General features: G+C 30.9%; 14 protein-coding genes. 3 read left to right on the forward strand and 11 right to left on the reverse strand.

From position 1 onward, the window contains the following. The first annotated feature begins 229 nt into the window (after positions 1–229). Positions 230–427 carry a Lacal_2735 family protein gene (locus Q4Q40_RS07410; protein ID WP_303301149.1) on the forward strand — a complete coding sequence of 66 codons (198 nt, stop codon included), beginning with the start codon at positions 230–232 and terminating at the stop codon, positions 425–427. A gap of 73 nt (positions 428–500) precedes the next feature. Further along, on the forward strand, positions 501–647 hold the full coding sequence (locus Q4Q40_RS07415) for a hypothetical protein (RefSeq protein ID WP_303301150.1): 147 nt from the start codon (positions 501–503) through the stop codon (positions 645–647). On the opposite strand, the gene Q4Q40_RS07420 is transcribed toward Q4Q40_RS07415, so the two are convergent. The 11 genes from Q4Q40_RS07420 to Q4Q40_RS07470 form a co-directional block, all read right to left on the reverse strand. Further along, complete coding sequence (locus tag Q4Q40_RS07420; RefSeq protein WP_303301151.1) at positions 622–1425, reverse strand: ABC transporter substrate-binding protein; 804 nt, start codon at positions 1423–1425, stop codon at positions 622–624. The genes Q4Q40_RS07415 and Q4Q40_RS07420 overlap by 26 nt on opposite strands. 319 nt (positions 1426–1744) lie before the next feature. After that, positions 1745–3118 (reverse strand): AMP-binding protein, encoded by a 1374-nt coding sequence (locus tag Q4Q40_RS07425; RefSeq protein ID WP_303301152.1) that lies wholly within the window; start codon positions 3116–3118, stop codon positions 1745–1747. Positions 3119–3167: 49 nt separating this feature from the next. Continuing rightward, positions 3168–3410 carry an acyl carrier protein gene (locus tag Q4Q40_RS07430; protein WP_303301153.1) on the reverse strand — a complete coding sequence of 81 codons (243 nt, stop codon included), beginning with the start codon at positions 3408–3410 and terminating at the stop codon, positions 3168–3170. 18 nt (positions 3411–3428) lie between these two features. Continuing rightward, positions 3429–4832, reverse strand: a complete 1404-nt coding sequence (locus tag Q4Q40_RS07435; RefSeq protein WP_303301154.1) for an MATE family efflux transporter — start codon at positions 4830–4832, stop codon at positions 3429–3431. A gap of 320 nt (positions 4833–5152) precedes the next feature. Further along, a complete protein-coding gene (locus Q4Q40_RS07440) occupies positions 5153–6946 on the reverse strand; it encodes an IucA/IucC family protein (RefSeq protein ID WP_303301155.1) in 1794 nt (597 codons plus the stop codon). Between the two features lie 441 nt (positions 6947–7387). Further along, a complete protein-coding gene (locus Q4Q40_RS07445) occupies positions 7388–8659 on the reverse strand; it encodes a DUF4374 domain-containing protein (RefSeq protein WP_303301156.1) in 1272 nt (423 codons plus the stop codon). Positions 8660–8709: 50 nt separating this feature from the next. Next, positions 8710–11064 (reverse strand): TonB-dependent receptor domain-containing protein, encoded by a 2355-nt coding sequence (locus tag Q4Q40_RS07450; RefSeq protein ID WP_303301157.1) that lies wholly within the window; start codon positions 11062–11064, stop codon positions 8710–8712. Beyond that, positions 11061–12383, reverse strand: coding sequence for a lysine N(6)-hydroxylase/L-ornithine N(5)-oxygenase family protein (locus Q4Q40_RS07455; protein ID WP_303301158.1), 1323 nt, complete (start codon positions 12381–12383; stop codon positions 11061–11063). The genes Q4Q40_RS07450 and Q4Q40_RS07455 overlap by 4 nt, the downstream gene beginning before the upstream one ends. 1 nt (position 12384) lies before the next feature. Continuing rightward, positions 12385–14838, reverse strand: a complete 2454-nt coding sequence (locus Q4Q40_RS07460; RefSeq protein ID WP_303301159.1) for a GNAT family N-acetyltransferase — start codon at positions 14836–14838, stop codon at positions 12385–12387. Next, positions 14810–16330 carry a pyridoxal phosphate-dependent decarboxylase family protein gene (locus Q4Q40_RS07465; protein WP_303301160.1) on the reverse strand — a complete coding sequence of 507 codons (1521 nt, stop codon included), beginning with the start codon at positions 16328–16330 and terminating at the stop codon, positions 14810–14812. The genes Q4Q40_RS07460 and Q4Q40_RS07465 overlap by 29 nt, the downstream gene beginning before the upstream one ends. Before the next feature lie 22 nt (positions 16331–16352). Beyond that, on the reverse strand, positions 16353–16985 hold the full coding sequence (locus Q4Q40_RS07470) for a nitroreductase family protein (RefSeq protein ID WP_303301161.1): 633 nt from the start codon (positions 16983–16985) through the stop codon (positions 16353–16355). A gap of 394 nt (positions 16986–17379) precedes the next feature. On the opposite strand from Q4Q40_RS07470, the gene Q4Q40_RS07475 reads away from it, so the two are divergent. Beyond that, complete coding sequence (locus Q4Q40_RS07475) at positions 17380–18513, forward strand: Fe(II)-2OG oxygenase family protein (RefSeq protein ID WP_303301162.1); 1134 nt, start codon at positions 17380–17382, stop codon at positions 18511–18513. Positions 18514–18541 lie beyond the last annotated feature (28 nt).

Below are 18541 nucleotides of genomic sequence, written 5' to 3' on the forward strand. Positions count from 1 at the left end.
TTTCTTCTATTTTATTATTTTACCTCACCCAAAAACTGCCCAATCAGCAGTTTTGATGGTTCTTAAGGAAAAGTGAATTGGAAATTCTGCCCAAGGTGCGAGAATTCCCAAATTAACAAATGTTTATAAACTCTTAAAAATGAAGATGTTTTAAGGAAATAGTTTGGTTATTTTTTTGTTTTCTAAATAAAAAAGGTATATTTAAGTACTTGATTATTTGGGGAATAACATGAAACCGATCGACGACATAAAAATTCATCAAAGAAAACTCAACCAACGTTATAAAGAACTTATTGAGCAAGCTTACAATTTTCGTCAAACAGATTCTGCTCTAAGTGACATTTCTGAATATCGAGCTATTAAATTACTCAATAAGCTTAATAGATTAAAATACTTATCTAGGGAATCTGCCCAAACTTCTATATAAAATTTAGTAATTCCTTAACTTTTTTATCACATCTAAAACACCTGATTGTACGTACTTTATATAAAAAGAAGTTATGAGTACACATTTTTGTAGAGTTGGTAAAATAAAACCAAATTTAAATAAGCTAATTAGCTTAAAAGAATTAGAAAAAAGCATTGCAAACTTTGTAGAGGATACTACTAAGGTTGTTTATTCTAAAGATTTAGGCGCAAGCTTTTAAAATATTTAAAAGCTTTAGTAAGTCTGGAGCCATACCAGGAAAACATCTCACCGTCTGCTAGTATTACTTTTGCGTTGGGATAAAATTCTTGTATGTCTCTTTTATGCTTTTCTTTAAACGGGTAAGGCTCGCTAGATAAGAGCACAATATTTACATCTTTATTTATAGTCGATTTACTAAGTTTTATTTCTGGATACCGACTCTCATTATCAAAAATATTCTCAAATTTATTAAGCTTCAATAAATAATTAATAAACGTATTATTTCCTGCAACCATCCATGGGGTTTTCCATATAAAATAAACAACTTTTAACTGGGGTTTATTTTTAATAAACGTATTGAAATCTTTTATCTCACTTTCTATATTATTTATTACAGTAGAAGCTTCTTCTAATTTATTAAAAACCGCTCCGTATTGACGGATCAATTCTAAACTATCGTCAATTATAAAAATGTCTGACACATGTACATTGCAAATAGACTCGCAAGCTTCTACTATAGCTTTGGTATTCTCTTCTTTATTACACAGAATAATATCTGGTTGTAATGCTTTTATTTTATCTAAATGAAGTTGCTTCGTACCACCTACAATAGTTACATCTTTTCTAATATGACGCGGGTGTACACAAAACTTCGTAACACCAACAAGAAAATCTTCTAAACCTAAATCACATAATAGTTCGGTTTGACTCGGTACCAACGATACAATGCGTTTTGGAGTTTCTTTTAAATGAATGATTCTGTTTAGTTGGTCTTTTATTGTTTTAATGGAATTCATTTAATGATTAGTGTAAAATGTGTTTCCCAGGTGGGAAACTCAGGACGTATTAAATTCAAAATCTTATCAAAATAAGTACAACATCTAGACTATGGTTTATACAGGTTAAAAATATACTTAATTTCGAATTAAAACACTTAGCCAAAACTTTTTATTTCCATTTTATTCTTAATTGACTTCCTTTTTTTATGCTAATATTATCTTCAAAGTCATAAACATAAGCTAATCCAAAACTGTTTTTTTTCTCCAATAGAATCAATTTTTATTGAAAAGTCGCCAGATTCATCACTAAGCTCTATTTGATTTATAGGTTCTAAAATTAATCCTCATTTTTTGTAATCGCTTTATAATCTACTTTCCCATTAGTCGTCAAAGGGATATTTTCTATATATTTTATAACTAAAGAGCTAGAATGAAGATTAAGTTTTTCTCTTAAAACTTTTTTAATGGAATTATCGGTCAACTCTTTATTAAGATAATTTATAGATAAGTATTTATCCTCAATACAAGTACAAATAAAAGTATTTCCGTCTAAGTTATTTTTTAAAATTAATTCAACCTCATCTAAATTAATTCTGGTGCCAAACAATTTCATAATACGCTTAATTCTTCCTACAATATAATAATACCCATCTGCATCCTTTTTAGCAATATCTCCAGTAAATAGCTTATTGGATTTATTAAATGTAACTAAATCATCTAATCCTTTCGCATAGCCACCAAAAACATTTTCTCCATAATATATCAGCTCATTAGTTCCCTCTTTTAATTCAAATTCCCCTCCTTTAATAGGCTTTCCAATGGAATATTCTCTTGTTAATAAATCATTAGGATGTAAAAAAGCCATACGACCAGCAGCTTCGGTCTGCCCATACTGCGTAAAAAACGGTATATTGTGTGTTTTTGAATAGGCAATCATTATTGAGATTAATTTTTCACTAAGTTTCCCTCCTGCCTGTGTCATATACCGTAAAAATTCGTGTTCTTTTTTAAAGAAACCAATTCTATTTAGCATTTCGTACACATATGGTACGCCACTAAGGGTAGAAAATTTATATATTTTAAAATCTTCCCAAAAATCTTTTTGTAAAACATCTTTATTTGTACAAACTATGGTATTGGATTTTATACAATTTGTTGTAAAAATAGATAGACCATAAACGTATGTAATTGGGATATTAAGCGGTACAATATCGTGGGATGTTATTGGCAAATAATCTAAAATAGACATGGCATTTTTAACCAAATTATTATCAGATAATTTAACAAATTTTGGATTCCCAGTCGTACCAGATGTACTTAACAATAGTTTGATGTCCTTATTAATAGGGTTTTCCTGTTTTGTCTTCCTTTTAAACAAGGTAATTGATTCTGAAACTGAACATTTTTTATAGCCTTCAATCTCAGTTCTAGAAGTGTCATAAATATAATAAGGTCGATAAATATCTTCCAGACTTTGTTTGAATTGAATATTTAATTGGGCATTTAAAAGAGAAATCGTAAAATTACTTTCTAAAAAATTCAAAAACACTTCTATTGAATCAATCTGATTATCGCTATAGACAAATCCTAAACCCTGAGAATTTTCTATTGCTATTGATTTATGAAATTCAGTAACCATTGAAGATTTTCCAGATACCGTATCTATGAATCTTAGGTTTTTGTTTTGTTGTATTAAATCATACAGTCTCATTATTCTTAATTTTTTTAAACCTGATTAATTTTAGCCTATACCTATAAGCTTATATCATTTCAATGTTCTTTTTTTTCAAAACGTCTTTCAATTTTGCGACTGTACTCATTTCTAAAATATCTTCTGTTTCTATTTCTATGTTATATGTTGTTTCTAGTGCTTCTACAAGTATTAAATGACTCATAGAGTCCCATTCTACTATGCTTTGATATTCTAGTTGATCTGTTATAATTTCAGTAGAAATATCCAAGGCTTTTGCTATTACTTTATATAATTGTTCGGTTGTATTCATTTTTTTAAAATTTAGAATTTATATTTTTATATGTTTCCATTTACCTCTTTTAAAAACGATGATACACATGGTTGATAAAATTAATTCTGAAATAAGAATTGCTATGAAAATACCTTTAGAACCATAATCTAAGTTAATACCTAATAAGTAAGCTAAAGGGATTTGTATGATATAAAACATAATTACATATAATAAAGTAACCGCCTTTACATCACCAGCTGCATTAAGAGCTCTGGAAATAACCATAGTGTAGCCTAATAATATATAGGCAATGAGAATATAATTGAGGTACAAGATCCCATTTTTAATTACTTCGGGATCTTTAGAGAAAAAACGTACCATAGATTCTGCATTAAGGTTTAAAAGCAAAGTAAGAAAGCATAAAAAACACACATTATAAAAACCTGCTTTCCATACAGATTTTTCTGCTCTGTCGAATTGGTTGGCTCCCAAGTTTTGCCCCGTTAATATACCTGCTGCATTTCCTATTCCCCAGGCTGGCATAATTGCTAGGTAAGTTATGCGTTGTGCTATAATATACCCTGCAAAAACATCAGCTCCGAGATATGAAATAATTTTAGCCATTAATATCCAACTAGAGGCAGGAACCAGGTATTGTAAAGTTCCATTAATACCAATTTTAAATATCTTTTTTATTATATCTATGGAAAGTTTTAATTCATTTTTACCAATAATAATAACTGTTTTTCCTTTAATTAAGGCCCAACATTGATATAATAATCCTGAAATTCTAGCTATTAACGCAGCTAGAGCCAAGCCTAATAAACCAAATTCGGGAATTAAACCCCAGCCAAAAATTAAAATAGGACTCAAAACTATATTTATTATATTGGATATAAATATGGCTCGCATGGCTATGGCCGCATTTCCTGCGCCTCTTAAAATTCCGTTTATAGAAACTCTTAGTATAAGAAAAATAAGACTTATAAACATAATCCTTGTAAACCACTTGGCTTCTATAAGGAGTTCTTCTGGAAGTCCTACCAGAAGCAATATTTGTTTATAAAAAACAACCCCAATAAGACTTAAGAGAATAGACGCTACAAATCCAATATAAAGTATTTGCATGGTAGCTAAACCTGCTTTTCTATTTTCCTTTTCTCCTATCCTCCTAGATATGATAGAAGTAGCTGCTATACCTAACCCTACGGCAATAGAAAATCCAAATTGAATTATAGTCCCTGTTATGCCGACTATATATATGGCATTTGTACCTAATTTGCTTACAAAAAATAAATTAAAGCAAACAAATAACGATTCCATTAACATTTCTAAAGCTGTTGGAATGGCAAGTATTACTATAGCACGGTTAATATTCCCTGTTAGTAAATTTTTCTCTTTGCCCAGAAATGCACCTTTTATTAGATTTGTATAATTTTTTAAACGTAGTATAATACTCATTTTGTTGTTTTTTTACACATTTCGCAAATGATTTTGCTCCGAAATGAAGTGTTATTCCTGTACAATATTCATTCATAGCTCTGTACTGCCTTGACCCAATAATAAGAATTGCCCAGAGGCAGAGGTATTAAACCTTGATACCACTAAAAACCAGAATGATTTTGTCTGCCAGCATAGGCAGATTCAACTTATAATTTTAAATATGTCTTGCAGACTTCTTAAAATTTCATCGAGACTAAATGAACAATTGAATTTATTTAGTAGCATGAATTTATGCTTCAATACTAATAACAATTCTTGCTTATAATATAAATCTATAACTATTTAAAATTTGCCAAAGGATTTTTTAAAACTCCTGAAAGTTGTTGTTCTTTATGAGAATTAGAGGTGTTTATCATTTTTCTGTTATTTCGTATTTGTAATCTATTTAAACACGTTTTTATAACTTCGGGAGCAAATAAATTACAAGAATCATACTTATCTTTAAACTCAGGGAATCGTTGTTGATATGTATGGATACAATCTGCTGCTATGTGCCAAAAATCATCTTCCTTACAATCACAATGTTCTACAAGAATGGGGGATAAAAACCTAAAAAAGCAATCAAATATTTGTGTGTAAATTGAAAGAATCCTTAATTCATCAGACACCTGCCTTCCAATTCGTTTAACAGACTCGGGAAGTCCTTCCTTTTTATTTACAGCGACTTCTTCCCCTATGTCTTTTAGTATAATATTTACAGGAACATGATCTTCTAAAACTAATATGATATTCTCTCCATGCGGCATAAAGCGCATATCATACTTATAAAAACAATGCAGTAAAGGACTTAAATAGCTATATATATATTTTTTCACCCAATCAGTAACACTAATTTTAGATGCTTTTATAAGCTCAGACAAAAAGGATTCTCCATACATATCTATATGTAATAGAGCGGCCATAGTCATTAATTTTTGATTAGGCTTAATCTTTTTCATAGGGCTTTCTCTCCAAAGAGCACATGACATTTTTTTATAATCATTATCTGTCTCTGTTGCATTTTGGTAATACCTATTAGTATATCCTACTGTAGCTTCCTCTTTTAGAATAATAAAGTTACACGCTTGTAGATAGGCATCTTCTATTACTATTTTTTCTACCCATTCATTTATAGAAGGAGTTGTTCGCATATAATAAGGGGACATTCCTCTAGTAAACCCCATATTAAGTATAGACAACGATGTTTTAACATAACGTTTATTAGAACTACTTATATTAAAAAAAGTGCGAATAGATTGTTGCGGTAAATATTTATCTAAGCTACACCCTAAATAAATCAATAAATCATTTGCTATATCGGAAGCAAAAATAATGGCTAGTTTATTATACCACTGCCACGGATGAACTGGAAAAAATATATATTCTTCTGGATTTATTTTTTTTGAAGTTAAAATACTCGTGTAGGATGCATGTAAATCATCTCCAAGTTCTTCTAACATCATATCTTTATAATTTAAACCAGTTACAGAAGTAAACTCCGTATTACTTTTATGTCCAGCAAGCCATATCAATGAAAAAGGATCTGCAGATTCTGGAGCATATCTTCTATAATCATCTGCATCAAAACCAACACGACCATTATTTGCTACAAAACAGGGATGACCTGCTATCATAGCATGTTCTATGGTTTGGTAATCGGCTTCTGTTAATTTCTTTGCACTAGGCTCACCCAATGAATAAACATAACAACTACCGTAAAGCGTACTTGAAATTTCCTCCAGATACATAGGTAATACAGCATCACTAAATCCTAAAATATCTTTGAATTCGATAATAAATTTTATGGAGTCTAAAGGTTTGCTTATTTCTTTATCATATTTTTTAATTGAATCAACATCTATAAACCAGTGATCCAGATGCATGATTTTTGCTCTAAAATGGTACGCTATTGAAATGTCGTTAGGTGTAAGTTGATATAATCCCCAATCATCTTCTGTAGATAATAACTTGGGTTTTAATAAACATTCATGTGAAAATTCTGAAATAATTTTTTTTAAGTGTAGTCTGTTCATTTTAGACCATACTTTATTATCTAAATGTTTAATAGATTCTGAGGGTGAAATAAAAGTCATAATTTTTTTTTTAATTCCCGTTGTATATTTTAATAAGGATTGAAATCACCATAACAAGTAATCATGTCTATATAATTTAAAACTGAAACCTTAAAATATATACATAAAAGGGAATGATTTTTTATAAAATAAAATTAAGTACATAACAAAATTAATAGTATACCTAATGTCGGTATGAGCTCGGTCGAAAACATTTAAAACATGCTGTTTATAGTATTTCGACCGCACTCAATATGACATTTTCAATTTTGTTATGTATTACAACATAAAAGGCATTACACCTCAGGATAAGCCCTGAATCCAATAATTAAGAATCGCCTCAAAGGACGAGGTATTAAACCTTGATCCCATTAAAAACTGGGATGAGCCTTCCTGCTAGCATAAGCAGTTCAACTTACAATTTTGAATACGTCTTGCAGACTTCTCAAAATTAAATTTTCATTATTGTTCTAAGTCTAGTCTTGTAAGCCCACTAAGATCCTTTCCTTTTACAATAGCTCCTTTAGTCGCTTTGCCTGTGGCAATATCAATCTGATAAATAGCCACTTCATTTTCTGCAACTATCGTAGGATATGCTTTTCCTTCTTCAACAAATACTCCTGTTGGGAAATACCCTGATTTAAATAAAGGAATTCCATCTATGTTAGATACGGTTTGTGCTACCAAATCTATAATGACAAGCGATTGGTTATATATGGTATTATAAGCAGACCATGCTTCTCCAACCTCAGGGTTATTAATAATTGAAGCTATGGCCATGTTATTACCTAGATAAGAGAGACCAAATATTTTTCCACCCGTTTTTTCTTCTATGTTAAAGAAATAACTTTCATCAAAATCTGTTTCTCCATTTTTTATTCTCAATATTCCAGAAGGTTTTGTAACGGCTTCAGTATTAAAACCTGCTCCTACGGCTCCACAAGAAAGGGAATATATATCATCTTCCTCAGTTTTTATAAGTGTTGATGTAGATGCATTTACACCTATGTTACAAGTTCTATCATCCTCAATTATTTTAATAGGATTTTCTTCTACATCTGGATAAGAGTAAACTGCCATTAATGCAGAATTGGGTCTTAGAGTTTGCCATTGCCCGCCTACATCATGAACCTGATAAGGAACAAATAATTTATCTCCTCTAATTAAAAGACCTGTTGGTAATGCGACTAAACCTTCTTCTTCTGATTTATAAACATCTGTTTTTACTTTTTTTGTAACTCTAACATCTTCTGTATCTACAAAAGAAATTTGTCTTTGTTCATATCCAGCTCCCGCTGGAACTTCCATAGCTAAAAGTGTACTACCATCTTCAGAAACAGTAAATCTTTGAAAAACTCTATCATAAAGAAATGGTTTGTCATCTGTATCAATGATACCTTCATTATTTATATAAGAAATGGCATTTAACGTACTGCTGGCGTATCCAAAAGAAAATAATGCTTTGTTTCCTACAGGAACACCAAACCTGTATCCTTCAGGTTCTTCAATACCTTGCTGATCTGCAGAAATTTCTCCTGTCATAAGATCCTCGATATTGTCTAAACTTATAATATAAGATTGACTTGGACTACTTTGATTTAAGTAAAGTTGCATTACAAGTTTTGAGGCTCCTTCATTAATAATAGGTGGCGTTGTTGGGTTATCATCGCTTGAGCATGATGATAAAAATATTATGCCTATTAAAGTTGTTAGTAATAAAAAATTCGTTCTCATTTTGTTCATTTTTGATTTATTTATTTATAATTTATTTGATCTTATTTTATTCATTTTCCGTTTAGTAGATAAAACCTAAATTTCACAAAAAAGGATCTTCCTGGTTTTTGTATATTAAAATTATCATAAGCTTTGGTGTCAAAAATATTTAAGCATGAAAGAGACAGATTATACATGCCTTTTTTCATCGAATATGCCAAGGTTACATCATTAAGAAACTGTGAAGGAATAATTCTCTTGGTATTTATATCTCCTGAATTTTCTGAAGTAAGAAAAAAATCTTTTGTATATCTACTATCTAAATAAAGGGATAGTTCATTCTTATTTTGAAAATCAAGAGGGGTAATTGTTATTCTGGAATTTGTAAAGAAATAAGGAATATTAGGAACCTCAGTATTATAACTTTCATTAGGTAAACCATTCCTTAATTTTGTTCTATCTATAATTTTCTGGTAGGTAGCATTAACATTAAAGGCAAAATATTTATTTACCCTTAAATCTATATTGGCTTCTATTCCTTGAGACCTAACGTTATCGATGTTTTCATATTGGCTATATGGTCCACCCGAAGCACCTAGTTGAATAAAATTTTCTGAAAACCTTAAAAAGATATTTGCTTCAGATTTTATACGTATATCCTTCAATTTAGAAGTATTTAAAACACCTAAATTAATGTTGTTGCTTTTTTCTGGTTCTAAATTTTCGTTATATTCTACAAACACGCCATCTCCCAATATCTCATAATCATTGGGTAGTCTATAGGCGTTTTCAAAAGACGTTTTTATTAAGGTATTTTTCGTTGCTTTATAAGAAAATGTTGCTCCGTAGCCTGTTTTATTAATGTTTTGTTCGTTAGATACAAGCGTTCCTTCTTTTTGGGGCTGTATTTTTATATTTGCTTTATACATAAATCTTTTTGCAAATACCGAAGCTCTAATTTTATTATTATTGCTCTTATAAGCATAAGAAATGCCTCCATAAAATTTATGCAAGTAATTTGGATTCTGAAATGTATAATTAAATTCATCCACCTTATCCTCACCTTTTCTTTTCAAGTAATTTTGGCTTATGTTTAATTTTATAGCGTTATAGTTATCAATACGATATGAAGAGGATAGGCTGCTTCTTATAATATTATCTGTGATGATAGAAAATCTTTTTCTGTCGAAAATTTCTCCCTTCAAGGAGTTTTCATCTCTAAGAATAGTATCTTCATTCCAATTATATCTAACAGAGGACGTATCAATAGTAGCATTGTTAATTACCCCTTTCACTGCAAAGCCTTTTAGATTAAGATTTCCTATTTTTTTTTCATAATTAATGGAGACTATATTTGTTTCATTTCTAGAATGAAAATCGCCATATACCGTTTCAATGTTACTGTCTGGGTGCTGGTAGTTCTTTCTGTTTTTAGCTCCTATGTACCCTACGTATAGCTTGTCGGCATATTTTTTATCCGTTACCCCTGCCTTTACATTAAACATATAGGATTTATATAAATCGTGAAATCTATTTGTGCTAATAGTTTGTTCATAATTACCCAAATCAAGGTCATAAACATTTACATCATCCATTCTATAATTATTATCAGAATAATTATTGAAATAAGAAAAAGCTGCAAAAAACCCTTTTTCATGAGTATATTGCCCATTAATAGAAGCCTTATGCGTATTAAAGGAGCCTAAAGAATATGAGGCATCTAAATATGTTTTTTTTAGGTCAATAGTGCTTATGTTTATAGCTCCTCCCAATGCATCTGCACCTAATTCTATAGGAACAACTCCTTTGTATATTTCTACTTTTTTTATAAGGTTAACAGGAAAATTATTAAGGGTTAATGATGAACCAAAGTTTTCCATAGGAATACCATCTATAAAAAACCTTATTTTGTTTCCAGACAAGCCGTTTATGGAAAGTTTAAAATTGGATCCCAGACCTCCAGTTTCTCTAATAAGAATACCTGAACTTTGCTTAATTATATCGGTTAGGTTAACAGATTGGTTTTTATAACTACTTGTTTTTATAATATCAACCTTATAACCAGAATTCTTTGCTTTCTGATCTTTTGTTTCAATCAAAGGCGTTAAAACGACTTCATTCAAATGATTCATATTTTTAACAAGCGTAAAATTAACCGTCTTTGAATCATTAAAAATCTCAACCTTTTTTTCTTGATATATATAGTTTAAATGATGAACTTTTAAAGTATAAGAACCATTATCAATATCTTTAAAATAAATATATCCCAAAGAATCAGTAATAACACCTTTATCTTCATCCAGTAAAACAGATGCATTTTCTATATATCGACCTTCTTTATCTGTAATCCGCCCCTTGATACTACCTGACTGAGAAAAACAAGTTATTATGAAAAAATTAAGCATACTAAATAAAACTATTTTCATTTTTCTTCTAATACCTTAACTTCATGCTTCTTAGCTTCAACTCCAAAATCCTGAAAAGCAATACGTTTTTCAATCTTATACACCTCTCTGCCAGCAATTTGATTAATAATGTGTGAATTACGATATGCTCCCATACCTAGATCAGTAGATATAAGACTATGAGTATGTATCTCTGCATTTTGTACAAAAATATCGTTTGCATGTGCTCCTATATTATAGTTTCGGCTAACATCAAACTGCCCATTATCCTTGCGAGAAATGCGCTCACTAATTCCTTGAAGGAACTTTGGTTCACTGTACTTATATCCTGTTCCTAATACTACATATTCGCTCGTGTCTTCGAATTTTCTTTCCTGTTCTACCTGTGTAAACTGTAATGTATAGCAACCGTTAATATTCTTCTCTATATCATCTAATTGACTATTAGGTTGTATTTTTACATTAACTTCTTTATCCCCTACACTCATCATATATAACGTATCATATATCTCATTAATAAGGTCATAATTAATTCCCTTAAACTGAGAAAATTGACTGGACAGCATCCCTTTCTGCTTATCTGACGGCATATTGAAGAAGTAATCAACAAAATCTGGTGATGTTAATTCCAGAGTTAGTTTAGAGTATTCCATTGGAAACAACCTATCTGGTCTGGTATACCATTTCAATCTCAGGCTGTCTGGTTTTTGTTGTAAAAGATCATAAAATACTTCTGCCGAACTTTGTCCTGAACCAATGATTGTAACTGAAGTGCTTTCTAGAAGTTCCTCTTTTTTATAAAGATAGTCTGATGTATGAAATACGTTATTTTTTACGTCTTCATTAATAAACTCTGGAACAATTGGTTTAGTTCCTGTTCCCAAAACCAGATTTTCTGCATAATAAATAACGCTCTTATTTTCTTTTAGGTTCTGAACCGTTACTTCATAAACGCCATCTTTATATGCCAAAGAAGATACCCTATGAGAAAACTTACAGCTAGATAATTGTTGCGACACCCATTTGCAATAGAGGTTGTACTCTTTTCTTAGAATATAAAAATTCTCTCTAATAAAAAACTTATATAACCGCCCTGTTTGTTTTAAAAAATTCAAAAAACTATAAGGATTAGTAGGATCTGCCATAGATACACAATCACACAAAAAAGGTGTTTGCAGGGTTACATAATCTAACATTAAACCTGGGTGCCAATCAAACGCTTCTACTTGATCAAAAAAGATTGCTGATAGCTCTTCAACTGGATCTATTAATGCTGCTAATCCTAAATTAAAGGGGCCAATCCCAACCCCAATAACTGAATATATTTTGGTACTACTCATTTTATATTAAATTTTCAGATGTTTCTTTTGATATAGGGCTTATTACTATGTTTTTATTTTGTGGAAATTTTGCCCAATACCATTCTCTATAACAGAAGTTTAAATTTGCTTTTTTATGAGGCATTTCAATAACTTTTTCAATTTTAAAGCCTACATGCGTTTTATTCATCATAGAAGCCAAAGAATTTACAGCTCCTTCTCCAACCATTTTACCCACTTCTGGTTGAGCAAAAACGTAATCGACCATACACTGGGTAAACGGAGATACAAATTTTTTCTTTGGATCTGTTGGTGCAATAAATTGATGGGTTCCATAATCTGTAGGCAATACATCATAGTAATCTCCTACTTGATCTCTGGTTGTCCAATACACTTCAAAATTACATGTAGGTTCCCCATTAGCTTCACCTATGTAACTGCATAACACATTACCAGCAATCATCGTTCTGTAATACACTTCTAACTCACGAATTGGCCAATCCATTTGCCATATTTTCTTAGCATGATCACGATGAAACCATTCGTGTAACATTTCTAAATCCCGATCAAGATCCATAGGTCGGATACTTATAGTAACATCTGCTTTTGGAAAATAACGGCTGTATATTGTTTCTTTTCCAGCAGGAAAAATTAATTGTTTCGATAAAAAATGATTGTGCAATATATTTGGATAATCTACTTGAACAACTGAAGAAGGCGCTGCTCCTCCATCAATATTTGTAAGCGCTGTGAGTAAGTTTCCTTTTACTTTCCAGTATCTATTATTTAAAACATAATCAACAAATCCACTGGTATCTTTAGCCTTATTAATTTCTGTATATACAATATCTATTAACTGGTTTTCTGTGGTTAACCCATTACATCCAAATACATTGATAAGACTTGTGATATTACTAATTATAAAATAGTGAGACAATAAGCTAAATAGTCTATCATCTGGGATAAACGCTTTGCTATGCTTTGCTAAATCTGGTACTATCGAAATCAGTTCTTCTTCCTTGCTCTTTCTAAATAAAAATCCTTGATTATCTCTAAAGTATATTCTTGATGGAAATAACGCTTCATCAAATTCTACCAATACATTTTGTTGATGTAATTCGCAAGCGACTCCATGCTTGTTAAAAAGGTTGATCGTAGCAGGTAAAATTAATGCGATATATTTCTGAAACCATGCAATGGCAGTTTCTTCTACAGGCAGTGATTTTCGTTTTGCTGCCTCTTCAATAATATTCACAATTCTAGCTGGTTCACCTAATATCTCATCTTGACAAATAGAAGCCAATACTGCTATATTTTTATCGGCATTCCTTCCTTTAAAAGGGTTATACCGTATCGAAGTATTAAACCCATCTATAACTTTACCTTTATAAGACACCGAGATAAAACCAGGATCACTAATTATAGTAATATCAGGGTATTCATTTTTCAGGTTTTCTCCCCATGGGGTTTTTAATAAGCGAGAAAAATCGTAGCCTCTATACAATTCATGTAAATAATTAACGCGTTCTGCACTCGTTATTTTTACATGTAGTGAAAATTTAAACATCCAATCACTTTCTTCATTATACACTGTTCTTACAGAAGATGTAGGAGTATATAAAGCTCCCCAAGCTCCTAAATCATATAATAATTTATTAGATTGCATGTCCTTAACATCAGGTTGAACTAGTAAATAATTAGCCTCCCAAGGGTGAACAGGAACCACTTTCCATTGCGGGTTCTCCTTTAGTAATTGTATAACACTTTCATCTTCTATCGCATACTTGCGTAGTTCATCTTTTAATATCTCTGAAAATAGCTTTTCTTCCACGCTCTCTTCTGTAACATGGTTGTGATGTATTAAAAAGTAATGAAGCTGAAACCTACCTCCTGTTTCTGGAGAGTAATTAATAAGATCCTCATTAGAAAACCCTGACCTTCCTTTGGTTAAAGGATGAGTACTATGTCCTACTGCTAATAATTGCTCGGACTCAATAAATGACATCTCTGCTTTATTAACTTCCTTTTTTGTTTCTTGAAAATGTTTTAGATACGCTTCTATATTATCAATACTATTATGTAAACGATCTTTAATACTATCTACACTTGCATTAGGATATTCAAAACGTGCATGAGAAACAACTAACTCGAGAAAACGATCAATATCGATTTCCTTTAGCTCCTCTGTTTCCAAATTACGAGCCACTACTGGAAAATGATACAAATGCCTTTTACTTTCTGAAACATAACGTAGTGGTACATAAACTTCTGTGGTTTCTGATAAGAAATCTAACTTAAGATGTAAATCATGCCCTGTTTTTCCAAAATATTCAGAAAGCACCTCATCATATTTTGGGATTCCAGAATAGTACGTATTATTATTAAACTCTCTACAACAATTATTAATAAGTATAGTAAAATTTAGTTCTTCTGCTTCCTGACGTATTTTAGATAGCTTGTAAATACTCCTGCCCATAACTTCTTATTGTTTTTATTATATTTTTGGTATGATTTATTGTAGTAATAGGATTAAGTATTGTAAACTTGAGATAAAACTCGTCGTTTACTTTAGTACTAGCTACTAAAACCTCTCCCGAAAAGAACATCGTTTTCTTGATGTGTTGATTCATCATGCAAGTGCTATGGGCTTTATTACTTTCTGGACGGTAACGAAAAACCAATGCCCCTAAATCTGAATGAGATAATAATTCAAAATCATTCTCAGCATCCAACATCACTGCGGTTTTTTTAGCAGTCTCAATAATCGTTTCTGTATACTCACCTAACTTATCTCTACCTAATAAACGTAGTGTACACCAGAGTTTAAGAGCATCAAATCTACGAGTACTCTGCATAGTAGATTTATTGATTTGGGCAGGAAGTTCATCATAATCCTGATCTTTGGGATTAAGGTAATCTGCATGATGCTTAATGATATTAAGATGAAGTTTATTTTTAACAATAAATGCACTACTACTTATAGGTTGAAAAAAAGATTTGTGATAATCTATAGTCACAGAATCTGCTGATTCTATTCCGTTTAAGAGATGTCTGTATTTGTTGGTAAGCAATAATCCGCATCCGTATGCGGCATCAATATGATACCATAAATTATAAGCCTTAGCAATTTTACCTAAATCATATAGAGGATCTAAGTTCCCAAAATCAGTTGTACCAGCTGTACCAATTATGGCAATAGGAATATTTCCAGATTTTTTTTCTTTTACTATTGCTTTCTCTAGTAAATCTGGAATCATTCTAAAACGATCATCCGTTTTTATTTTTATAATGGCTTGTTCCCCTAATCCCATCAATGAAGAATTTTTGAGATTGCTAAAATGTGCCTTTTCAGAAACGAAAATTTTAAACCGCTTCGCTTCTGGAGGGTTGCCATCTATCTTTATGTTATGTTTTAAATATTTTATAGCGTAATAATCACGAGCCAGTAAAAGCCCCATAAGATTACTTTGAGATCCACCAGCATTAAAAACCCCATCACAATCAGTACCAAACCCTATTTGATCTCCTGTCCAAGAAATTAATTTACGCTCCATGAATGTACCTCCCGCACTCTGGTCGTAAGTATCTTGAGATGAATTTATGGCACTAATCAATACTTCTGCAGCAAGAGCAGGGATAACTACAGGGCAATTTAAATGGGCTATATAATTAGGGAGGTGAAAAGCCGTTGCATGATTAACATATAGTTTTTCTACCTCTTCAAAAAGGCTTTCATAACTCTCTAATGGTTTATCAAAATCAATTGTATTAAAAATGGATTGTAACGCTTCTGGTTTTATACCACTAAAAGGAGTTTTATTATCTTTTAAAAAATTTGAAACACATGTTCTGGCAATTTGGATTGCTTTTTTATAGTTCTCGTTTGAACCTTCGTGAAAAATATCATCATATAAATACTGTGGGTTTTTAGCTAAAACTGTTGTAGATTTGAGTGTTTGATTGTTCATGTTTAGTGTTTTAATATTGATTTTAGGTTAACCAAGTAACTTTTTGATTTAGTGCAGTTCTCTTTTTTTTAGAGATATGGTTTACATGATCAAAATGACCGATATAAAAAAGCCCCAACGATTTTTCATTATCTTTAAGCCCCATTGTTTTTACATAATCTATGTCGCTTTGCGATGTACTCCAATAAGATCCCAAATTATGAGCTGTGCATGTTAAAGCCATATTTTGTACTGCCGAAGAAATGGCAGCAATTTCTTCCCATTCTGGTAAGTTTATTTTAGAATTTCGTACCAGAATAAGACCAATAACACAAGCGGCATTTAAGGGGTATTCTAACAAAAAACGGTGTTTCTTAACCGCTTCATCTTTAGATAGTTTTTCGGCATAATAATCTTTATAATATTCAGACATATAGTAGCCCAGTTTCTTTAAATAGTCTTCTTTAAAAACAATAAACCGCCAAGGTTCGGTCATTTTATGAGTGGGAGCCCAAGTCGCATTCGTTAATATTTCTTCAAGGGTATTTTTTGGAATTTCTTTTTTAATAAACGCATCTGCAAATATGCTTCTACGTTTACGAATAACAGTTGTTATTGTATTTTGCTCCTTTTCATTAGAAGGACATAAAGTAGGTTGGGACTTGTTATTTCTCATGAATTAATAGCTGCTATTTTTTGAATAAAATGTATATTTATCCGACATTATTATTTTACATATTTCTCAATTAATTTCCCACAAATTTATATAATTATTTTTATTCAGTCTAAATAAAAATAATATATTTGAAAATACATTCATATTTTAAACTCTAAAACATGAACACAATTCACAACTAGGTTAAAAAATTAGAAGGATCTAAAGTAGATTGGGACTTGTTATTTCTCATGAATTAATAGTTGCTATTTTTTTTTGAATAAAATGTATTTATCCGACATTATTATTTTACAGGGTTGACAATTAATTTCCCACAAATTTATATAATTATTTTTATTCAGTCTAAATAAAAATAATATATTTGAAAAGATATTCACATTTTAAACTCCAAAACATGAACTCAATTCACAACGAGATTAACAAAACAAATTATGATGAATTATTAACCAATTCAAACACACACACACCTCCTATGGCGCCATTGATAATAGAAATTACGCCTAAAGAGCAAAATACTATTATGAGGATAGGACACCTTCTTACTCAAGCTTTCGATAGTTATGAAGACGTTAACTATATCTCTAAAATTCATCTTTATGCTTTTCAATTTCTCCCAGAACGCATTACCAGACTTTTAAATAATTTTAGTACAGATTTTTCAAAAAATCAATATGGAGCAATTGTTTTTAGAGGGCTAATAGATGTAGATCAGGAAGCCTTAGGCGCTACACCTCCTAGTTGGCAAAGTGTAGACTATAAAAAATTAAATATCTACGGATTTATATGTTCGCTGTTACATGGTGCAATTCCTTCAAAGCCTGTACAATATTTTGCTCAAAGAAAAGGAGGGGGAATTATGCATGCCATAATACCAGATGCAAACATGGATTATTCACAAACTGGATCTGGATCTAAAACAGATTTATTTGTACATACAGAAGATGCCTTTTTATATAACCAAGCAGATTTTATAAGCTTATTGTATTTACGTAATGAAGAAGAAGTCCCTTCATCGTTATATTCAATACGATCACATGGCGCTATAGATCATGATATGAATGCATTATTCGAAGAAATATACAAATGTCCTAAAGATGGAAATTATAATATTGAAAACGAGAAAGTAAATGACGAACTAACATCTATTTTATATGGAAATAAAGAATGGCCTTTTATGAGATTTGATGCAGCAGAACAAATTTTTAATGAAAAAGTTGAACAAAGTCCAAAAGCTATGAAAAATTTGTTGCGTTTTTGGAATAAGGCTAAGTCCTTAATTTACAATAAATTTATTCCAGATTCTGGAGACTTAATTTTTGTTAATAACCATTTATGTGCTCATGGTAGGAGTTCGTTTGTTGCTGGACAAAAAATGAAAAATGGAAACATTATAAAATGTGAAAGAAGGCAAATGTTACGAATGATGAGTAAAACCAGTTTAATTAATATCCGACATGTAACGCATATTAATGATCCCTACTTAATTATAGAAGAACATTATGGAAAACTCTTCGACTTAGAAGATTAATTTAAATATACATATTTCGAAAACAATA

Origin of the sequence: Flavivirga jejuensis (assembly GCF_030540765.1) — a bacterium.
In the GTDB taxonomy this organism is placed as follows: domain Bacteria; phylum Bacteroidota; class Bacteroidia; order Flavobacteriales; family Flavobacteriaceae; genus Flavivirga; species Flavivirga jejuensis.